The sequence below is a fragment of the Peptostreptococcaceae bacterium genome (assembly GCA_016649995.1).
In the GTDB taxonomy this organism is placed as follows: Bacteria; Bacillota; Clostridia; order Peptostreptococcales; family BM714; genus BM714.
The window spans coordinates 1-18,149 of sequence record JAENWJ010000033.1 but is presented as its reverse complement, the minus strand read 5'-3'; the positions used below and the strand labels follow the sequence as shown (position 1 = coordinate 18,149).

15 protein-coding genes are annotated in these 18,149 nt (G+C 41.8%); 14 read left to right on the top strand and 1 reads right to left on the bottom strand.

Translation table 11 applies throughout. The features are described from left to right. Positions 1–78: 78 nt before the first annotated feature. A complete protein-coding gene (locus JJE29_06570; GenBank protein ID MBK5252279.1) occupies positions 79–1,488 on the bottom strand; it encodes a UDP-N-acetylmuramate--L-alanine ligase in 1,410 nt (469 codons plus the stop codon). Positions 1,489–1,662: 174 nt separating this feature from the next. Here JJE29_06570 and purR point away from each other — a divergent pair, with 174 nt between their 5' ends. From purR to JJE29_06500, 14 genes are all read left to right on the top strand, one after another. Then, entirely contained in the window at positions 1,663–2,481 is an 819-nt protein-coding gene (gene purR / locus JJE29_06565; protein MBK5252278.1) for a pur operon repressor, read from the top strand. 72 nt (positions 2,482–2,553) lie between these two features. Continuing rightward, the gene (gene glmU, locus JJE29_06560; GenBank protein ID MBK5252277.1) at positions 2,554–3,921 is read left to right on the top strand and encodes a bifunctional UDP-N-acetylglucosamine diphosphorylase/glucosamine-1-phosphate N-acetyltransferase GlmU; all 1,368 of its coding nucleotides are present in this window, start codon (positions 2,554–2,556) and stop codon (positions 3,919–3,921) included. Between the two features lie 49 nt (positions 3,922–3,970). Continuing rightward, positions 3,971–4,921, top strand: a complete 951-nt coding sequence (locus JJE29_06555; protein ID MBK5252276.1) for a ribose-phosphate pyrophosphokinase — start codon at positions 3,971–3,973, stop codon at positions 4,919–4,921. An 88-nt stretch (positions 4,922–5,009) separates the two neighbouring features. Beyond that, positions 5,010–5,606 (top strand): aminoacyl-tRNA hydrolase, encoded by a 597-nt coding sequence (locus JJE29_06550; GenBank protein ID MBK5252275.1) that lies wholly within the window; start codon positions 5,010–5,012, stop codon positions 5,604–5,606. Continuing rightward, positions 5,590–9,063, top strand: a complete 3,474-nt coding sequence (gene mfd / locus JJE29_06545; GenBank protein ID MBK5252274.1) for a transcription-repair coupling factor — start codon at positions 5,590–5,592, stop codon at positions 9,061–9,063. The genes JJE29_06550 and mfd overlap by 17 nt, the downstream gene beginning before the upstream one ends. A gap of 44 nt (positions 9,064–9,107) precedes the next feature. Then, positions 9,108–10,079 carry a peptidylprolyl isomerase gene (locus tag JJE29_06540; protein MBK5252273.1) on the top strand — a complete coding sequence of 324 codons (972 nt, stop codon included), beginning with the start codon at positions 9,108–9,110 and terminating at the stop codon, positions 10,077–10,079. 106 nt (positions 10,080–10,185) lie between these two features. Beyond that, on the top strand, positions 10,186–11,796 hold the full coding sequence (locus tag JJE29_06535; GenBank protein MBK5252272.1) for a polysaccharide biosynthesis protein: 1,611 nt from the start codon (positions 10,186–10,188) through the stop codon (positions 11,794–11,796). Between the two features lie 2 nt (positions 11,797–11,798). Further along, positions 11,799–13,280 carry a nucleoside triphosphate pyrophosphohydrolase gene (gene mazG / locus JJE29_06530; protein ID MBK5252271.1) on the top strand — a complete coding sequence of 494 codons (1,482 nt, stop codon included), beginning with the start codon at positions 11,799–11,801 and terminating at the stop codon, positions 13,278–13,280. 94 nt (positions 13,281–13,374) lie between these two features. After that, on the top strand, positions 13,375–13,653 hold the full coding sequence (locus JJE29_06525) for an HU family DNA-binding protein (protein ID MBK5252270.1): 279 nt from the start codon (positions 13,375–13,377) through the stop codon (positions 13,651–13,653). A 156-nt stretch (positions 13,654–13,809) separates the two neighbouring features. Further along, positions 13,810–14,055 carry an RNA-binding S4 domain-containing protein gene (locus JJE29_06520; protein ID MBK5252269.1) on the top strand — a complete coding sequence of 82 codons (246 nt, stop codon included), beginning with the start codon at positions 13,810–13,812 and terminating at the stop codon, positions 14,053–14,055. A 21-nt stretch (positions 14,056–14,076) separates the two neighbouring features. Continuing rightward, positions 14,077–14,427 (top strand): septum formation initiator family protein, encoded by a 351-nt coding sequence (locus tag JJE29_06515; protein ID MBK5252268.1) that lies wholly within the window; start codon positions 14,077–14,079, stop codon positions 14,425–14,427. Then, a complete protein-coding gene (locus JJE29_06510; protein MBK5252267.1) occupies positions 14,424–15,335 on the top strand; it encodes a Ppx/GppA family phosphatase in 912 nt (303 codons plus the stop codon). The genes JJE29_06515 and JJE29_06510 overlap by 4 nt, the downstream gene beginning before the upstream one ends. A gap of 90 nt (positions 15,336–15,425) precedes the next feature. Then, a complete protein-coding gene (locus JJE29_06505; GenBank protein MBK5252266.1) occupies positions 15,426–16,814 on the top strand; it encodes a TldD/PmbA family protein in 1,389 nt (462 codons plus the stop codon). 4 nt (positions 16,815–16,818) lie between these two features. Beyond that, the coding region (locus tag JJE29_06500) for a TldD/PmbA family protein (protein MBK5252265.1) at positions 16,819–18,149 on the top strand (1,331 nt) is incomplete at its 3' end.

The following is an 18,149-nucleotide window of genomic DNA, read 5'->3' as shown; positions in this document are numbered from 1 at the left end:
TGATAGATATAGACTAATATAGAAACTAGTAAAAGCCCTGGGAAACAGATTCCCAGGGCTTTATTTGGACTCGAATATTTAAAGATTAATTTTGCTTTCCAATTGAATTGCGATAAGGTCGCCTATCTTATATACATCTCCAGCTCCCATTGTAAGAATGACATCTCCTGGCGCAGCATGGTCTGCAACATACGCAGCTACATCCTCGAAAGAGCTTATATATTTAGCTGAAACTCCCTCTCCGTTTACAAGGCGCGCCAAATCGCTGCTGTGAATCTCTCCTAAATCTTTTTCTCTAGCCGCATAGATATCAGTTATTACCACGCGGTCGGCTTTTCCGAATGCTGATGAAAAATCTGAAAGAAGGGCCTTTGTCCGGGTGAATGTGTGTGGCTGGAATATGCTCCATATCCGCTTATGCGGATATCTCTCGGTGGCTTCGAGTGTTGCTTTGATTTCGTTAGGATGGTGTGCATAGTCGTCTATTATGGTGATTCCGTTTTGCTTGTGTTTTATCTCGAAACGGCGCTTTGGATTACAAAAGGATTTTAAACGATTTTGCATGGTTTCTATTTTAACACCGTAAATATCGCTGACTGTTATTGCAGCCAAAGCATTGTAAATGTTATGTGTTCCAGGTACCGAAAGATTGAAGTGTCCGTAAAACTTTCCGCTTTTCATTATATCAAAGCTTGGGAAACCGCTGTCGTTGTATACGATGTTTAAAGCTTGGTAATCTGCTTCCGTGTTGATTCCATAGCTGATTGTTTTTTTGTCCGATGTTGCGCAAATAACCTTGACATTGTAGTCGTCGTAGTTTGCTACTATGGTTCCATTCTTGGGAAGACATTCGGTGAAACGCTCGAAGGCTTGCATTATATGCTTCAAATCCTGGTAGTAGTCAAGGTGGTCCTCATCAACATTGAGTATTATTTCAAGTGTAGGATGGAACTTGAGAAAGTTTTCCTTGTATTCGCATGCCTCGGTTATCATGTAATCCATTTTGCCTACTTTGACATTCCCTGAAATCTCTTCAATTACTCCGCCTACCAGAATGGTTGGGTCAACACCTGAATCTTCCATTATCATTGACAGCATAGAGGTGGTTGTAGTTTTTCCGTGGGCACCGGAAACGGCTATTCTTTCTTTGTATGCCTTCATAATGAGCCCCAGCGCTTCAGCCCTGTCCATAATGTGCATTTTCAATTCTATGGCTTTTGACAGTTCTAGATTGTCGGGCGCTACAGCAGATGTATATATTATGAGATCCGTGTTCTTTATATGGTCTGCTGAGTGGCCTATGAAGATATTTGCGCCTTTCTTGATGAGCTTGTCTATAATTGTAGATGAATTTATATCCGAACCGGAGATTGTTTTTCCGTTTGACAGAAGCAACTCGGCTATTGCGCTCATTCCGATTCCGCCGATTCCAATCATATGGATTTTGTCATATGGGTTAAAATCGGATTGATTGATTGCATTTTTCATAATAATTTCTCCATTCATTGTATAATTTAATACTCAATGAATTATACCATAAAACCATTTGATGGTGGATTTTGGTTTTATTAATTTAAAAAAATGGTCTTATCTATTGAAATTTTGCAAAAAAACGAATAAAATTAATAATAAACATAAAAAATATTCGGATGGGTGATGAATTTGGGTAAATTTAAGAGAAATGAGAGAATTGGAGGAATAGTCAAAGTGCTTTGCGACACTCCAAACAAGATTTACACGCTGAATCATTTTACTGCCATGTTCAATGCTGCGAAATCTACAATCAGCGAGGACATAGTAATCGTCAAAAAGGTAATGGAGGATTTGGAGCTTGGGTTGGTGGAAACGATTTCGGGAGCCGCGGGAGGTGTGAGGTATATTCCTCTAATCAACGACTTGGAGGCAGGGAAAGTTTTATGCGACATCTGTGAAACATTGAGGGATGAAAGCAGGGTCATATCGGGAGGGTTCATTTACACAGCCGATATTATCTACAATCCGCATTATGTAAAGAAAATCGGTGAAATTTTCGGCAAAATTTTTGCGAAAAAGCCTATCGATTACATTTTGACTCTTGAAACAAAGGGTATACCGTTGGCTCTGATGACTGCCAATACCCTGAATGTTCCGCTTGTTATTGCCAGAGATGACAACAGAGTTACAGAAGGGTCGACGGTAAGCATAAACTATGTATCAGGGTCTACTGGAAGAATAAGCACGATGTATGTATCCAAGCGTGCGGTTAAGATCGGTTCAAATGTATTGATAATAGACGATTTCATGAGAGCAGGAGGCACGGCGAAAGGCCTTGTGGACCTGATGAATGAGTTTGATGCCAATGTTGTCGGCATAGGAGTAATGATTGCCACTAAAGAGCCGGAAACGAAGATGGTGGACGATTATATTTCACTTATTGCTCTTGATGGAATAACAAAAGAAAAGAAAATAATAATACACCCGAAAGAAAAAACATGTATTTGATTCTTCATGGAAATAAAACTTCCTACATGTTATAATCTATGACGGAAGACAGCTGTATTGGGGGGGGCGTATATGCTGAAGGCAATAATTCTTGCGGCTGGTGCGGGAACAAGAATGAAATCGAAAAAACCGAAGATTCTTCACGAAGTTTGCGGGATTCCGATGATAGAATATGTATTTAGAGCTGCCGAGGAAGCTGGCGTGTCCGATTCAGTAGTTGTTGTAGGGCATGAAGAGGACGAGGTGCGCAAAAATCTGTCCGGGCGGAAGTTGGAATTTGCTGTGCAGAGTGAAAGGCTTGGAACGGGACATGCAGTAATGCAGGCGATTGGAAGAATACCACATGAAGGGACCGTATTGGTTTTATGCGGAGACACTCCACTTGTTTGCGGGGAATCGCTGAGGGGCTTGATAGGCTATCACAAAGTGCGCGATAATGCGGTCACTGTTTTGACTACTGACTTGGATAATCCATTCGGTTATGGAAGGGTTTTGAAGGACTCGGATGGCAAATTCATCGGGATTGTTGAAGAAAAAGACGCTGATGAAAAAGAAAAGCTAATAAACGAAATCAATTCTGGAATGTATTGTTTTGACTCTAAAGAACTCAGGGAAGCATTGAAGAGCATAGAGAACAACAATAGCCAGGGTGAGTACTATTTGACCGATGTCATTGCAATATTGCACAATAAAGGCAAAAGGACCGGAACATATGCAATAAATGATTCGAGTGAGATTTTGGGAGTTAATAACAGGGTTCAGCTTTCTACGGCTGAACAAATCATGAAATCAAGGATTCTAAAGAGGCACATGCTTGCGGGAGTGACTATCTTGAATCCATCGGACACGACAATTGGAATAGATGTTAAGATAGAAACGGATACTGTAATTCTGCCGGGCTCACAGCTGATGGGCAACACCTCAATAGGTTCGGACTGCGAGATTGGGCCGTACACTGTTTTGAAAAATGCAATAGTAGGAAGCGGAACAAGTATAAGCCAGTCAACCGTAAAGGAAAGCTGTATTGGTAACGATACCAAGATTGGTCCGTATGCATATTTGCGTCCAGGAAGCAATATCGGCAACAATGTAAAACTAGGCGATTTTGTGGAGGTAAAGAATTCAACGATAGGAGAAGGCAGCAAGGCTTCACACTTGGCATACATAGGCGATGCCGATGTTGGTAAAAGAGTCAACATCAGTTGCGGCGTTGTTTTTGTAAACTATGATGGAAAAAAGAAACACAGAACGCTTGTTGGAGACGATGTATTCATAGGATGCAATGTCAATCTGGTTGCTCCTGTGACGGTTAACAACAGAGCCTACGTGGCTGCGGGAACGACCGTTACACAGAATGTTCCGGAAGGGGCTCTGTGCATAGGCAGAAGCAGACAGGAAAACAAAGAGAAATGGGTGGATAGAAAATTTTCCATTGATTAAAAATAAAACAAATTAAATATTCGGACAATTTAGAGGAGGGTTTCTTCAAATGCAAGAGGCAAGTAAAATGGTTAAAATTTTTTCGGGAAATGCAAATCGAAAATTGGCTAAAAAAATCTGTGAGGAGCTGAATTTACCATTGGGCGATGCTCAAGTCGGATCTTTCAGCGATGGGGAGATAACTGTAAATATTAATGAATCAGTAAGGGGTAGGGATGTATACTTAATACAATCAGTAAGCCCACCTTTGGTTAACCGTTACCTGATGGAGCTCTTGATCATGATTGACGCATGCAAGAGGGCTTCGGCAAAAAGCATATCTGCGGTCATTCCTTACTATGGCTATGCAAGGCAAGATCGCAAGGCTAAGGCACGCGATCCGATTTCAGCAAAGTTGGTTGCTGATTTGCTTGAAAAGGCAGGAGCAGACAGGGTTTTGGCTATGGATCTGCATGCCGCGCAGATACAGGGCTATTTCAATATTCCTGTAGACCATCTCATGGGTGTTCCGATTCTGGCGAAATATTTCAATAGCAAAAATATTGAAAATTTGGTGGTTGTATCGCCGGACCTTGGAAGTGTTGCAAGGTCAAGAAAATTTGCTGATCGCCTTGATGCACCGATAGCAATCATAGACAAGAGGCGTCCGAAGGCTAATGTTGCCGAAATAATGAATATCATAGGGGATATAAATGGCAAGAATGTCATTCTCATTGATGATATGATTGATACAGCTGGCACAATAGTACAGGGAGCCAAAGCGCTAAAAGACCTTGGAGCCAAGGATGTATACGCATGTTGCACCCATGCTATTCTTTCAGGTCCGGCAATAGAGAGGCTTGAGAATTCGGTTATAAAGGAACTGGTTGTTTTGGACACTATTGATTTAAGTAAAGACAAAATACTGGATAAAATGACCATTCTTTCGGCGGCGCCTTTGTTTGCAGAGGTAATGAAACGAGTTTACAAGAATGAATCTGTAAGCAAGCTGTTCATCTAAGACATATTAATAAAAGCCCCTGCTTCACAGGGGCTTTTATTGCAGTTTTCCTTTTCTATACAAAGGAGATATAAAGGGGTGTTTTCAAATGCACATCATCGTGGGCCTGGGGAATCCTGGCAAAAAATATTCGGGAACACGTCACAATGCGGGCTTTGAAGTTTTGGATAATTTCGCAGAAAAACATGGAATTAAAATGAATAGAATAAAATTTAAGGGACTTCTTGGAGAGGGTCGGATTCAAGGAGAAAAAGTTATTCTTTTAAAGCCCCAGACATTCATGAACCTTAGTGGCCACAGCGTGCGTGAAATAGTGGAATTCTATAAAATTGAGCCTAACAGGCTGATTGTTGTATACGACGACATAGATACGCCGCTGGGCAGAATTCGAGTACGCAAAAGAGGCAGCGCTGGAACCCACAATGGAATGAAGGATATAATCTATAATTTAATGGTCGATGAATTCCCGAGAATAAGGGTTGGGATTGGTTTGTCTGAAAATAAAGATATAATCGGGCATGTTCTTGGAGGATTCGCTGAAAACGAAACAAAACTAATACAAAAGACCATTGCTTGGGCATCTGAGGCACTTGAAACGATTGTAACCGATGGTGTCGACAAGGCAATGAACAAGTACAACGCTATGAGTTGCGAACCTGGAGGAGAAGATGATACCGAAAGCTGATAGGTATAATCAAATAGATAAAATAAACAAATGGTTGGACTCAGACATTAATAAGATTGCATGCGCCGGCATAACGGATTCCTTTGCGGCTCTTCTGTTGTCCGATTGTGGAAATCGGCAGATTCTTGTCATAACTGAAAGTGAGGCACAGGCTAAAATAATGGCGAAAGATATCGAGACTTTCACCGAGAAGCCAGTGTTTTTTTTGCCCGGAAGAGAAATAAACTTTTACGAGGCGTATGCGCACAGTCGGGAGACGGAATCCGAAAGAGCCATGGTGCTTGGGCATGTATTGAGTCGCAAACCCATTATCGTGACAACGGCCGTCCCAAATATGCTTATTCCATTTAGAAAACCGGATGATTACCGTGGGTGCATAGTGACTGTCAAATGGGGAGAAATATACCCTATGGAAGGCTTGATTGAGTCATTGGTGAGGTCCGGATATGAATCTGTTGATCAGATTAGAATAAAGGGCCAGTTCAGTAGGCGCGGAGGCATTCTGGATGTATTTTCTCCTCAAAGCGAGAAGCCATTCCGTATGGAGTTTTGGGGCGATGAGATTGATTCAATAAGGGTTTTTGATGTATCTTCGCAGATTTCAACAGAAAAAAGGAAAGATGCAGTCATTTTCCCGGCGCGGGAATTCGTGGAGGATGATGAATCCATAATGCGTGCAATTGAAGGAATAAAAAGAGAAATGGATAACCTGGGTGAAGATGCGGGCGATGAGTCTCGCAGAAAGTACGATGAAATACTCGAAGGATTGAAAAATGGAATAGTTACCGGGGATATCTTCAATCTGAGCTGTTATATGCAGCATGATGATCTTTCGGCATACTTTGAAAGTGACTCTGTCTTTGCATTAATGGATGAAAAGAGAATACGGCAAAGGGCAAAAACCTTCCATGAAGATTTTCTGGAACGATTTAAAATCCATCTAGAGAAAAACAAAATACTCACGGGGCAACATTCACTGGTAGGAGAATATAATCCGGAGGTTTTTCGCGGAAAATGCATTTATTTGGACAAAGCAATAGGAAGCACTGAAAATATTTCGAGGAGCATTGAATTTTCAGTGAAGCCGCAAATAGGGTTCAAGGGAAGACTTGATGACTTGACCGGTGCTCTGACAGATGTAAAAACGAAGGGATACGGGACGGTTATTTTTGCCGGAGGAAAAGAAAAAGCATCAAGGCTTCGTTCGGAGTTGTTTAATAGGGGTTTGGAAGTTTGCGAATATGGCGATGAAATGAAGGCGTTAATACCATCGACAATTGCGATTTCAAAAGGACGGCTTTCAAAGGGATTTGTTTACGACAATGGAAGACTGAATGTGCTTTCCGAAATGGATGTTTTCGGGGTTGAGAAGAGGCACAAAAAAACCCTGTCGAAATCAAAGAAAAGACCGATTGGAAGTTTCACGGATTTGAAGCCTGGAGACTATGTGGTTCATGAAAACCATGGTATAGGGCGATTCATAGGAATAAGACAGCTGGAAGTCGATAAAATAAAAAAAGACTATCTACAGCTTGCATATAAAAAAGGTGATTTTCTTTACGTTCCCGTAAATCAGATGGACCTTATACAGAAGTATCTGGGTTCAAACAATTCCAATCCCAAATTGAACTCCCTTGGCGGAGTGGAATGGCAAAAGACTAAACAGAGAGCGCGAAAATCAATCGAAGACCTTACTGATGGGCTTCTTGAGCTATATGCAAAAAGGGAGACGGCAAGTGGACATGCATTCATGCCGGATTCGAATTGGCAAAGCGAATTCGAGGACCTCTTTGAATATGACGAGACCCCTGACCAAATAAAGGTGATAGAAGAAATAAAGAAGGACATGGAAAGGGCAAAACCCATGGACAGGCTTTTGTGCGGCGATGTAGGTTTTGGAAAGACTGAGGTTGCCCTAAGGGCGGCTTTTAAAGCCATCAATGATGGCAAACAGGTGGCTATTCTGGTTCCGACAACCATACTGGCGCAGCAGCACTACAATACCTCCCGGAATAGGATGAGCCCGTTTCCGATTTCTGTGGAAATGCTTAGCCGTTTCAGAAGCAAGGGCAGGCAGGAGAAGATAGTAGACGAACTGAGAAGAGGAAGCGTCGATTTGATTATTGGGACCCATAGGTTGTTGTCTAGCGATATTCGATTCAAGGACTTGGGTTTGCTCATCATTGACGAAGAACAGCGCTTTGGGGTCAAGCACAAGGAAAAAATGAAGGAGCTCAAGACCGGAATAGATGTCTTGTCTCTTTCTGCCACACCGATACCGAGGACTCTTCACATGTCGCTGGTAGGCATTAGGGACATAAGTGTAATAGAAGACCCTCCCGATGAAAGGCACCCGGTTGAGACATTCGTGGTTGAAAGGGATGACGGCATAATAAAGGAAGCCGTTATTAAGGAAATTTCCCGCGGAGGCCAGGTTTATTTTGTTCACAACAGGATAAATGATATCAGTAAGGTTGCAAGGAAGATTGTTGAGCTTGTGCCGTATGCGAAGGTGGCCTATGCACATGGACAGATGAATGAGCGCAAGCTTGAGGACATAATGATAGATTTTTTGAACAAGGAGATAGATGTGCTTGTTTGCACAACCATAATAGAAACGGGACTAGATATACCAAATGTAAACACAATACTAATAGACAACTCGGATCATATGGGTCTTTCCCAATTGTATCAACTCCGAGGTCGCGTGGGCAGGAGCAACCGGGTGGCAAGAGCATATCTTATGTACGAGAAGAACAAGATTGTCAGCTCTGTGGCTGAGGAAAGACTAAAAGCCATAAGGGAATTTACCGAACTTGGTTCGGGATTCAAGATAGCAATGCGCGATTTGGAAATAAGAGGAACCGGCAATTTGTTAGGGTCCCAGCAGCATGGACAGATGGAAGACATAGGATACGACCTGTACGTTAAGATGATGGAAGAGGCAGTAGCGAAAATAAGCGGCGATAAAAAAATAAATTCCGTTGAAACAACAATTGAAATAGAAATCGGAGCGTATATATCCGATGAGTATGTATCAAATGAGATTCTAAAGCTTGAGGCGTATAAAAGGATTTCATCCATTGAGAATAAAAAAGACTACCATGATGCGCAGGCGGAGATTGAAGACAGGTTTGGTACACCGCCTCAGGAAGTGTACAATCTTTTGGATGTTTCATATCTGAAGGCTTTAGCGGGTAAAATGGGCGTAGTCGAAATCAGGGAGAATGATGTTTTTTACAGGTTCGAGATGCAAAAAGAAAATAGCTTTGGACCTGAAATAGCAGTAGAGATACTTGGCAGATATAGTTCGAGAGTACATTTGCATGCGGGAGAGGAGCCGAGTTTGCTATACAGATTCAAGGAGATAAATCTTAGCCCTGAAAAAAGACTCAAAGAAGCCATTTTATTCATGGAAGAAATAAACAGTTTCAAAGACTCATTGATTAGGCTATAATGTTAGTTATAAATATTAATAACAGAAGGGGATGGATACCTAATATGAACAAAAAGAAAACGGTCATAGCACTTGCCGTAATAATTGTGTTAATAGTCACTTCCTTTGCGGGTTGCCAAAAGCAGGAAACCGATACCGGCTCGCAGGACCTGATAGCTGAAGTGAACGGAGAACAGATTTCTTTTGATGAATTCAATAAGAATTTTGTTGTTTTCGAAAAGAACTACACTCAGCTTTATGGAGAACAGATTTGGTCCCAGGAAATCCAGGGAAAAACGATAATGCAGATTGTTAAAGAGCAGATAATGGAGAAGATGATTACAGAAGAACTGATTCGCCAATACATGGTTGAACAGAATACGGAATTGGATACCGAGGGAATCGACGAGACATACAAAGCATTTGAGGAAGATCTAAAAGGCAGCGAAGAAATGAAGGCTTTTTATGATGAAAACGAAATCGGGGAGGCCTTTATAAGAAAGCAACTTGAGATAGAGGAATACCTTTCCATATTCAAGGCGCAGACACTCGAGGAACTTGGATTTGACGAAATGCGGCTTGAGGAAATCTACGATGAATATGTAGTTAATGTCAGAGCGCGACATATACTCGTTGAAACAGAGGAAGTTCTTGCCGAAGTGCAGGGGAAACTTGATGAAGGAGCCGATTTTGAAGAGATAGCCAAGGAATATTCTGTTGATGAGAATTCGGCCATAAACGGTGGAGACTTGGGTTATTTTGCAAGAGGAACCATGGTTCCGGCGTTTGAAGAGGCAGCATTTTCACAGCCGATTGGAGCCATCGGAGAACCTGTAAAATCTGATTACGGTTATCACATCATTAGGGTTGAGGACAGGAAAACTCTTGCCGACCTAAAAAGCGAAATGAGCGAAGAACAGCTTGAAACCGAAAAAGAAGTTATTCAGAATAATCTTATGGAAACTAAGATTGTTGAAGAAATAGATACATTGATGGACACAGCGGAAATTGTAAGATATGAGGATAATATCAAGTAGAAACGAAAAGGCCCGTTTTCGGGCCTTTTTTCATGTTGATTGATTTGTGGATTTTTATGTATAATGTACTTGTTAAAGATGTGCCCATGGGAAGACTGGAGGAATCATGACTGAACAGAAAAAAGACAATTCGTTCCTGAAAGGGGCTGCGATTCTTGGCATCGCCGGAATCATAATTAAAATAATCGGGGCTTTCTTCAGAATACCTCTAGGAAACATAATAGGTGCTGAGGGCATGGGCTACTATCAAAGTGCCTACCCCATATACCTGATTCTCGTTGTTGCATCAACGGCGGGTCTTCCTACTGCAATCGCCAAAATGGTTTCGGAAAAAACGGCAAATGGCGATGCATACGGGGCTGATCGTGTTTTTAAGGTTTCGTTTTTTATACTTGCCGGCATTGGCATTATTACTTCATCCGCACTCTTTTTTGGAGCTAGGTATTATTCCGATATAATGATTAGAAACCCAAAGGCGTATTACTCTACGGTGGCCATAGCGCCGGCTTTGTTGTTTGTACCGATAATGTCCTCGTTCAGAGGATATTTTCAGGGCCTCCGAGACATGAGACCTACCGCGATTTCGCAGATCATTGAGCAGCTGGTAAGAGTAATTGTTGGATTGAGCCTTGCGTATGCGCTTCTTGGGAATGGAATTGAAATTTCTGCTGCGGGGGCTACATTCGGAGCCGGAGCCGGAGCGTTCATAAGTGCATTCGTCATGATGGCTATCTACGGCAAGCATAGGAAAAACAAGGAATTCAACAAACCGGAGAAGGTTGAAAGGGTTTCTAAAATTGCCAAATCGCTTTTAATGATAGCGGTGCCTATTACGATAGGGGCTTCCGTTTTGCCGGTGATGAATTCAATAGATGTTGGAATTGTTTTGAGGAGGTTGCAGCAAATAGGATATAGTGAAGCTTCTGCAAATGGTTTATACGGTCAACTTACCGGGATGGCTACTCCGCTCATGAATCTTCCGCAAATAGTTACAGCGGCAATACAGATAAGCCTGGTTCCGGCCGTTGCCCATATGATTGCCAAAAAAGACTATTCGCTGTTGGGGGAAACTGTAAAATCGGGAGCGAGAGTAACAATGATTATCGCGTTGCCGGCGGCTTTTGGATTGGTGATTCTTGCGGGACCAATCATGCGGCTTCTCTATCCATTAAAAATTGAAAGTGCAATGAGCGCAAGCACTATTTTGTCGGTGCTTGGGTTTGGAATAGTATTTCTTTCATTGTTTCAGTCGCTTACCGGGATTTTGCAGGGATTGGGCAAGCCGCTTATACCTGTATGGAATTTGGCGGCAGGAGCAGTCCTGAAAATCGTTTTGACATATGTGCTTGTAGGAATTCCTTCGCTTAATGTAAGAGGCGCTGCAATAGGAACCGTGTGCGGCTATGCTCTGGCGGCTTCATTGAATGTTATATACATCAAGAGGAAACTGGAGATGGATCTTCCGATATTCAGGCTTTCAATCAAACCGTTGATTTCTGCAGGTTTCATGGGAGCTGTAGCTTATGGGGGATATAGAGTGACGGAACCTCTTGTCGGAAGTAACGCAGCAACTGTGATTTCCATATTGGCAGGAGCTCTTGTTTATGGATGGATGCTGATTAATACCGGAGCACTAACTTCGGAGGACTTCGAATTGATTCCAAAGGGGAAAAAAATATATAGCGTTTTAAATAAAATGAAGATAGGGAAGTGGTAAATATGAAAAACAAGATAATAGTTGTGGGGCTCGGACCGGGCAGCGTGGATTACCTGTCTTTTAATGCCTATGAAAGAATTAAGGAAACACAAATAGATAGACTTTTTTTTAGAACCGAAAAGCACCCTACGGTAGAATGGCTCAGGGAGAAGGGAGTTCTCTTTAATACATTCGATTCCTATTATGATAAATACAATACATTTGAAGAGGTATACGAGAACATAGTTAAAGACCTGATTTTGGAGTCTGAAAATGGAGACACCGTTTATGCGGTACCGGGAAGCCCTTTTGTGGCTGAAAATACCGTGCAGATCCTGATTGAAAAATCGAAAAAAGGTTCATTCGATTTGGAATTTATTCCAGCAGCCAGTTTTGTAGATGCGGTACTTGCTTCGGTCAGAAAAGACCCGGTAATGGGAATTAGGATAGTCGACGGACTTCAAATACGTGAGCAATTGTTCGATACTAGAATGGACACATTGATTACTCAGGTATATGATCAATATACGGCTTCAGAAGTCAAACTGGCGCTTTCGGAGCTTTTCGGCGATGAGCATATGCTGATGGCGGTGAGAGCGGCCGGCATAAAGGGGATGGAGAGGATAGAAGAAATTCCGGTGTATGAGCTTGACCGTCTCGATTTTTTAGATCATCTCACCAGCCTGTATGTTCCGGCTCTTGAAAGTAGCCAAAAGGAGAAACCAAGCTTCGCGGATCTTATCGATATCATGGTTCGCCTTAGAAGCGAGGACGGGTGTCCCTGGGACCGTAGGCAGACCCATGAGAGCATAAGAAATTGCATGATTGAAGAGGCGTATGAAGTGGTTGACGCGATTGACAAGAATGACTATGGTCTAATGACCGAAGAGCTTGGAGATGTTCTCTTGCAGGTTGTTTTTCATAGCAGGATGGCCGAAGAAAACGGCATTTTCGATATAGGAGATGTTATTGGAGGAATATGCAAAAAGCTTGTCAGGAGACATCCGCATGTGTTTGGTGAAGAGGATATAAGAACGGCGGAAAAAGTCAAAGACAAATGGGAAGAAATAAAAAGAGAAGAAAAATCGGAAACGATGCATTTTGAATCAATGAAAAGAGTACCTGAATCTTTGCCTGCATTAATGAAGAGCGTTAAGATTCAGAAGAAAGCTGCTAAGGTGGGGTTTGATTGGGACGATGTCGGCCCTGCATTTGACAAAGTAAGGGAAGAAACCGATGAACTCCTTGAGGTTCTCCAAAAGCCTGTGATATCGAGAAAAAGGGCAAAAGAAGAAATCGGAGACTTGATTTTCTCCGTGGTGAATGTAGCAAGATTTATGAAAATAGATCCCGAGGAAGCATTGAATTCTACTGTGGATAAATTTATTGAAAGATTCAGTTATATTGAAACAACCGCAATGAAAAAAGGCTTGAGTTTGCAGGAAATGACACTTGAGGAGATGGATTTTTTGTGGGAAGAGGCAAAATCATTAAAAAATAGCTAATTTTTAAAAAAATGAACAATAAAAAAAAGGAAATAGCGTGTTTGCATAGAATAGAAATATACGGACGATAATTATATTATAGGAGGATTAATTTATGAATAAAGCAGAATTGATTGCTAGCATGGCGGAAAAAGCCGGGCTTACTAAGAAAGATACTGAGGTAGCTTTGAACTCTTTTGTTAACAGCATACAAGAATCATTGATTGCAGGAGAAAAGGTGCAACTTGTAGGATTTGGCACATTTGATGTTAAAGAGAGAAAGGCAAGACAGGGAAGAAATCCGAGGAATCCGGAACAAGTTATAGAAATACCGGCATCAAAGGCTCCTGTATTTAAAGCTGGTAAAGCACTTAAAGATTTGGTCAACAAATAGAAACAAGCTGCCTGTGGCCGCTTTGAAGTTGTTGTCAGAGTCGCAAATCATAGAATGGCGAAGATCTTCTATTTCATGCCGAGGGTTTGAATTTGGAGATCCGGGTCATTCTAAAAGCAGCCTATGGTTGCTTTTTTTATTTAGGAGGCATAAATTTTGAGAGTAGATAAATTTTTAAAGGTATCGAGGATTATCAAAAGAAGAACCGTAGCTAAAGAGTCATGCGAGAAGGGCCGCATAAAAATCAACGATAAAGCTGTTAAACCTGGGGCGGAAGTGTCCATCGGAGATATTCTTTCCATCGAAACGGGAAGCAGAGTAATGCGATTTAAAATTAAAGATGTAAAGGAACATGTAAAAAAAGAAGAAGCGGCCGATTTGTTTGAGGAAATATTCGAATAGAATCGAAGAGAGGTGTTTTGCGTGGCTGTCGGTAAAAAACGAAAAAAGAAAGGGAATTTCATAAAAAGGAATTTCATTGCAATAGCAATAATGCTTGTACTTGGTTCATATTCTACGATGGTCATATTAAAACAGCAAAGCATGCTTAGTAACTTAAAACAGGAAGAGGCTCAAATATTGGACGAACTTTCTCTAAAGGAGCAGGAGCTTGCAAAGATTGAAAAAGAAATTAAAGATGCCGAGACGGAAAGCTATATAGAGAATGTAGCGAGAGAAGAGCTGGATTTGGTAAGGGAAAACGACATAGTATACCGTTTTAAGGATGAAGACGATAGTAATAACGATGTAAATGAGGACGGAGTGAAACCATGAAGCGTGCAGTAATAGATATTGGAACAAATTCCTTAAGACTTCTTGTAGCGGAGATGCAAAACGGAAAGATAAAGAGTGGGAAAAAGCATGTTCGAATGGTTAGATTGGGAGAAATGGTCGACCGGTCGGGAGTGATAGGAGAAGATGCGCTTGGAAGATGCATGAATGTACTTAAGGAATTTGTTGAGATGGCTGCAACTGAAAAAGATATAAGAATAAAGGCCTTGGCTACTAGCGCAGTTAGAGACGCTAAAAACAGGAAAGAAATTGTAGATAGAATAGAATCCGAGTTGCCAATAGATGTCGAAATTCTATCAGGAGACGAAGAGGCTGAAATGGGTTATTTTGGAGTTCTCTCAAGCTTTGAAGCTCAAGGTGTATTCATGATGGTGGACATCGGCGGAGGGAGCACAGAATTCGCCCTCGGAAGCAGGGACCGAATTTACTACAAGAAGAGTATTGATATGGGCGCAGTGCGAATGACCGAGCAGTTCATAAAGTCCGATCCTGTAGATCTTGAAGATTCGATTGATTTGGAAAGGCATATACGAAATACAATAAAGAACAATCTTTCGGATATTAATGTTTTTGACAAAGGTACATTGATAGGAATTGGCGGAACCATAACAACATTGGGCGCAATCAAACTAAAAATGGGAAAATACGATCGGGGAAAAATTCATTTGACAAGCATCAGCAAAGGGGAAATCCGTGGCATTGTAGGCGAGTTGGGGAGGATTCCTTTGGAAAGCCGAAAATCGATAATAGGGCTTGACAGTGAAAGAGCCGATATAATATATGCGGGAAGCGTTATACTGCAGGAAATTTTGAATTATTTTGGTTGCAATGATATAGTAATAAGCGATTGTGACAACCTTGAAGGTTATTTAATGATGCGGCAAAAATGAATGTGTAAAAAAACAAGTAGGGGGATTATTTCCCATTCGGAGCATGGTTTTACCCATGCTTTTTGATATTTTACCGAAAGGAGGAAAGATATGCTGGATAAAAGAGTGATTGCGGAAACATTGGATGCGGCGCTATCGAACGGAGCCGATTTTTCGGAGATATTTGTAGAACAGAGGAACAATCAAACTATCGGATTGGTCGGCGGGCTCGTAGAAAATACGGTTTCGGGCCTGGACTATGGGGTAGGCATTAGAATAATTAGAGGAACTGAAAGCGTTTATGCATATACGAACGACACATCTTCAGAAAATTTGAAGACGGTAGCAGGGAAAGCATCTCTTGCGCTTTTGGGAAAAGGAAGAAGCGTTTTGCTGGACTTCCGAAAATACGATGGAAGTCCTCTCTTGGAGGTATTGAAATATCCCGGAGACATAGGTAAAAGAGAAAAAGTTCGCATACTAAAAAATGCTCATGAAGCGGCAAAAGGGTTTTCGGACGAAATAACACAGGTTAAAATCAATTATTTAGATACCGTTCAAAAGATTCTCGTTGCAAACTCTGAAGGCCTGTGGGCCGAGGACGAAAGGGTGAGGACAAGGACATCAATACAGACTATAGCTGAATATGGCGGTGAAATGCAAACGGGTCACGCAGCACCTGGGGCGTCAATGGGATTCGAATTCTATGATACGATTGATCTTAATGCCTATGCTGCATCGGCCTCGGAAACGGCTGTTAAAATGCTTCATGCCGACGCAGCCCCAAGCGGAAAAATGCCTGTTGTCATAGATAACGGATTCGGAGGGGTTATTTTTCATGAAGCATGCGGACACGGACTTGAAGCCACATCGGTTGCCAAGGGGACATCTGTTTTTGCAGGCAAGATCGGAGAAAAAATTGCATCGGATGTATTGACTGCAATCGATGACGGAAGTATTCCGGGTCAATGGGGTTCCGCAAGGCTTGACGACGAGGGGATTGAAACACGAAGGAACGTTTTGATAGAAAATGGAGTTCTGAAGGGATACATGGTAGATAGACTAAACGGAAAGAAAATGGGAATGGCTCCAACTGGTTCAGGGCGGCGTCAGTCATATAAATATTCGCCGACATCGAGAATGACCAATACCTATATAGCTCCAGGCAAAAGTAGTTTCGAGAATCTTATCGAAAACACGCAGAATGGGCTTTATGCCAAAAAGATGGGTGGAGGATCTGTGAACCCTGCAACCGGAGAATTCAATTTTGCGGTTATGGAGGGTTATTTGATCGAAAACGGGAAAATAGGAAAGCCGGTTAGAGGCGCAACACTTATTGGCAATGGACTTTCAATACTTACTAAAATAGATATGGTGGCTGACAATTTGGCATTTGGCCAGGGCATGTGCGGATCAATAAGCGGAAGCATTCCTGTAAATGTAGGGCAGCCGGCGTTGCGTGTCGGATCAATAACCGTTGGCGGCAGGAAGGAGCGGTAGCTATATGAAAAAAATTAAGACGGAAGCCCTCTTTGAATTGGCTAGGGGAAAAAATATTAAAGATATCGAGGTGTATTTTGGAGATTCCAAATCCTTTAATGTTAGGGTATCGGATGGTAAAGTTGAACATTTAAGCATCGAAGAAAATAGTGGCCTTTCTGTAAGAGGCATTTATAAAAGATCAATGGGTTACATTTATACTGAAAAATTGAATGAATTGAATCCGGAGGAATTAGTTGCGGGTCTCCAGGAAAATGCCGAAATAATGGAAGCATCTGAAAAAGAGGAGATACATTTTGACAATAAGCATTGCAAAGCATTGGAGCTTAAGAACCCTAATCTGGAAGAGGTTTCGGAAAAAGAGAAAATAGAGTTTGCGCTGGAAATGGAGAAGAATGCATTTTTGGTCGACAAGAGGATAGAGGCCGTTGACTATTGCTTGTTTGGAGAGAGCTTAGGCGGTCGAATGATAAAGAACTCCAAGGGCCTAGATCTATATGAGGAAAAAAATATTGCGTTCGCATATGTGTCTACTGTTGCGCGGGAAGGCGAGACTGTAAAAACGGGCAGCGCATATATGGTTTCTAATAGATTCAATGATTTTGATGCGTCGTCTCTGGCCGAAGAGGCTGCGGGAAAAGCCATAGAGCAGCTTGGAGCCAAAAGTATTGCTTCAGGGCCAATGAAAACGCTTTTGTCAAACGAGGTTTCAGCCAGTTTGCTTCAGGCTTTTTCCTCGGTTTTTTCAGGTGAAAATGTCCAGAGGAACCTTTCGCTTTTAAAGGGGAAAATCGGCAAGTCCATAGGTGTAAAAAATCTCTCGATAATAGACGATCCGTTTCTATGCAATAAAGCGGGTTCGAGAAAATTTGACGATGAAGGTACATGCACAGTGAAGACGAATATAGTAGAAGACGGGGTGCTTAAGACATTTTTGCATAACAAAAAAACAGGAGGAAAGGAAGGCGTTCCGTCCACTGGCAACGCTTACAAGGCTTCATACAAATCTCCTGTTTCCATAGCGCCCACTAATTTTTTCATAAGTCCGGGATCGGTTTCTTTGGATGAAGCCATGAATGAAATGGTAGAAGGCATTTACATTAATGATGTTCAGGGACTTCATGCGGGTCTAAATGCCGTTTCGGGAGATTTTTCACTTTCCGCAACGGGTTTTGTCGTTTGCGAAGGCAAAAAAACCGATGCCGTCCATCAAATAACGATTGCCGGCAATTTTTTCGAGATGCTTATGGATATAGAAACCATATGCAGTGATTTGAAATTCATAATGCCTGGATCGGGACATGTGGGATCGCCAAGCATTTTGATTGGGAAACT

What these genes read in the sequence shown, in the direction of transcription:
- JJE29_06555 (MBK5252276.1), top strand. Translation starts at nt 3,971, where the DNA reads ATGCAAGAGGCAAGTAAAATGGTTAAAATTTTTTCGGGAAATGCAAAT.
- JJE29_06535 (MBK5252272.1), top strand. Translation starts at nt 10,186, where the DNA reads ATGACTGAACAGAAAAAAGACAATTCGTTCCTGAAAGGGGCTGCGATT.
- mfd (MBK5252274.1), top strand. Translation starts at nt 5,590, where the DNA reads ATGATACCGAAAGCTGATAGGTATAATCAAATAGATAAAATAAACAAA.
- JJE29_06540 (MBK5252273.1), top strand. Translation starts at nt 9,108, where the DNA reads ATGAACAAAAAGAAAACGGTCATAGCACTTGCCGTAATAATTGTGTTA.
- JJE29_06505 (MBK5252266.1), top strand. Translation starts at nt 15,426, where the DNA reads ATGCTGGATAAAAGAGTGATTGCGGAAACATTGGATGCGGCGCTATCG.
- JJE29_06570 (MBK5252279.1), bottom strand. Translation starts at nt 1,488, where the DNA reads ATGAAAAATGCAATCAATCAATCCGATTTTAACCCATATGACAAAATC.
- mazG (MBK5252271.1), top strand. Translation starts at nt 11,799, where the DNA reads ATGAAAAACAAGATAATAGTTGTGGGGCTCGGACCGGGCAGCGTGGAT.
- glmU (MBK5252277.1), top strand. Translation starts at nt 2,554, where the DNA reads ATGCTGAAGGCAATAATTCTTGCGGCTGGTGCGGGAACAAGAATGAAA.
- JJE29_06510 (MBK5252267.1), top strand. Translation starts at nt 14,424, where the DNA reads ATGAAGCGTGCAGTAATAGATATTGGAACAAATTCCTTAAGACTTCTT.
- JJE29_06525 (MBK5252270.1), top strand. Translation starts at nt 13,375, where the DNA reads ATGAATAAAGCAGAATTGATTGCTAGCATGGCGGAAAAAGCCGGGCTT.
- JJE29_06550 (MBK5252275.1), top strand. Translation starts at nt 5,010, where the DNA reads ATGCACATCATCGTGGGCCTGGGGAATCCTGGCAAAAAATATTCGGGA.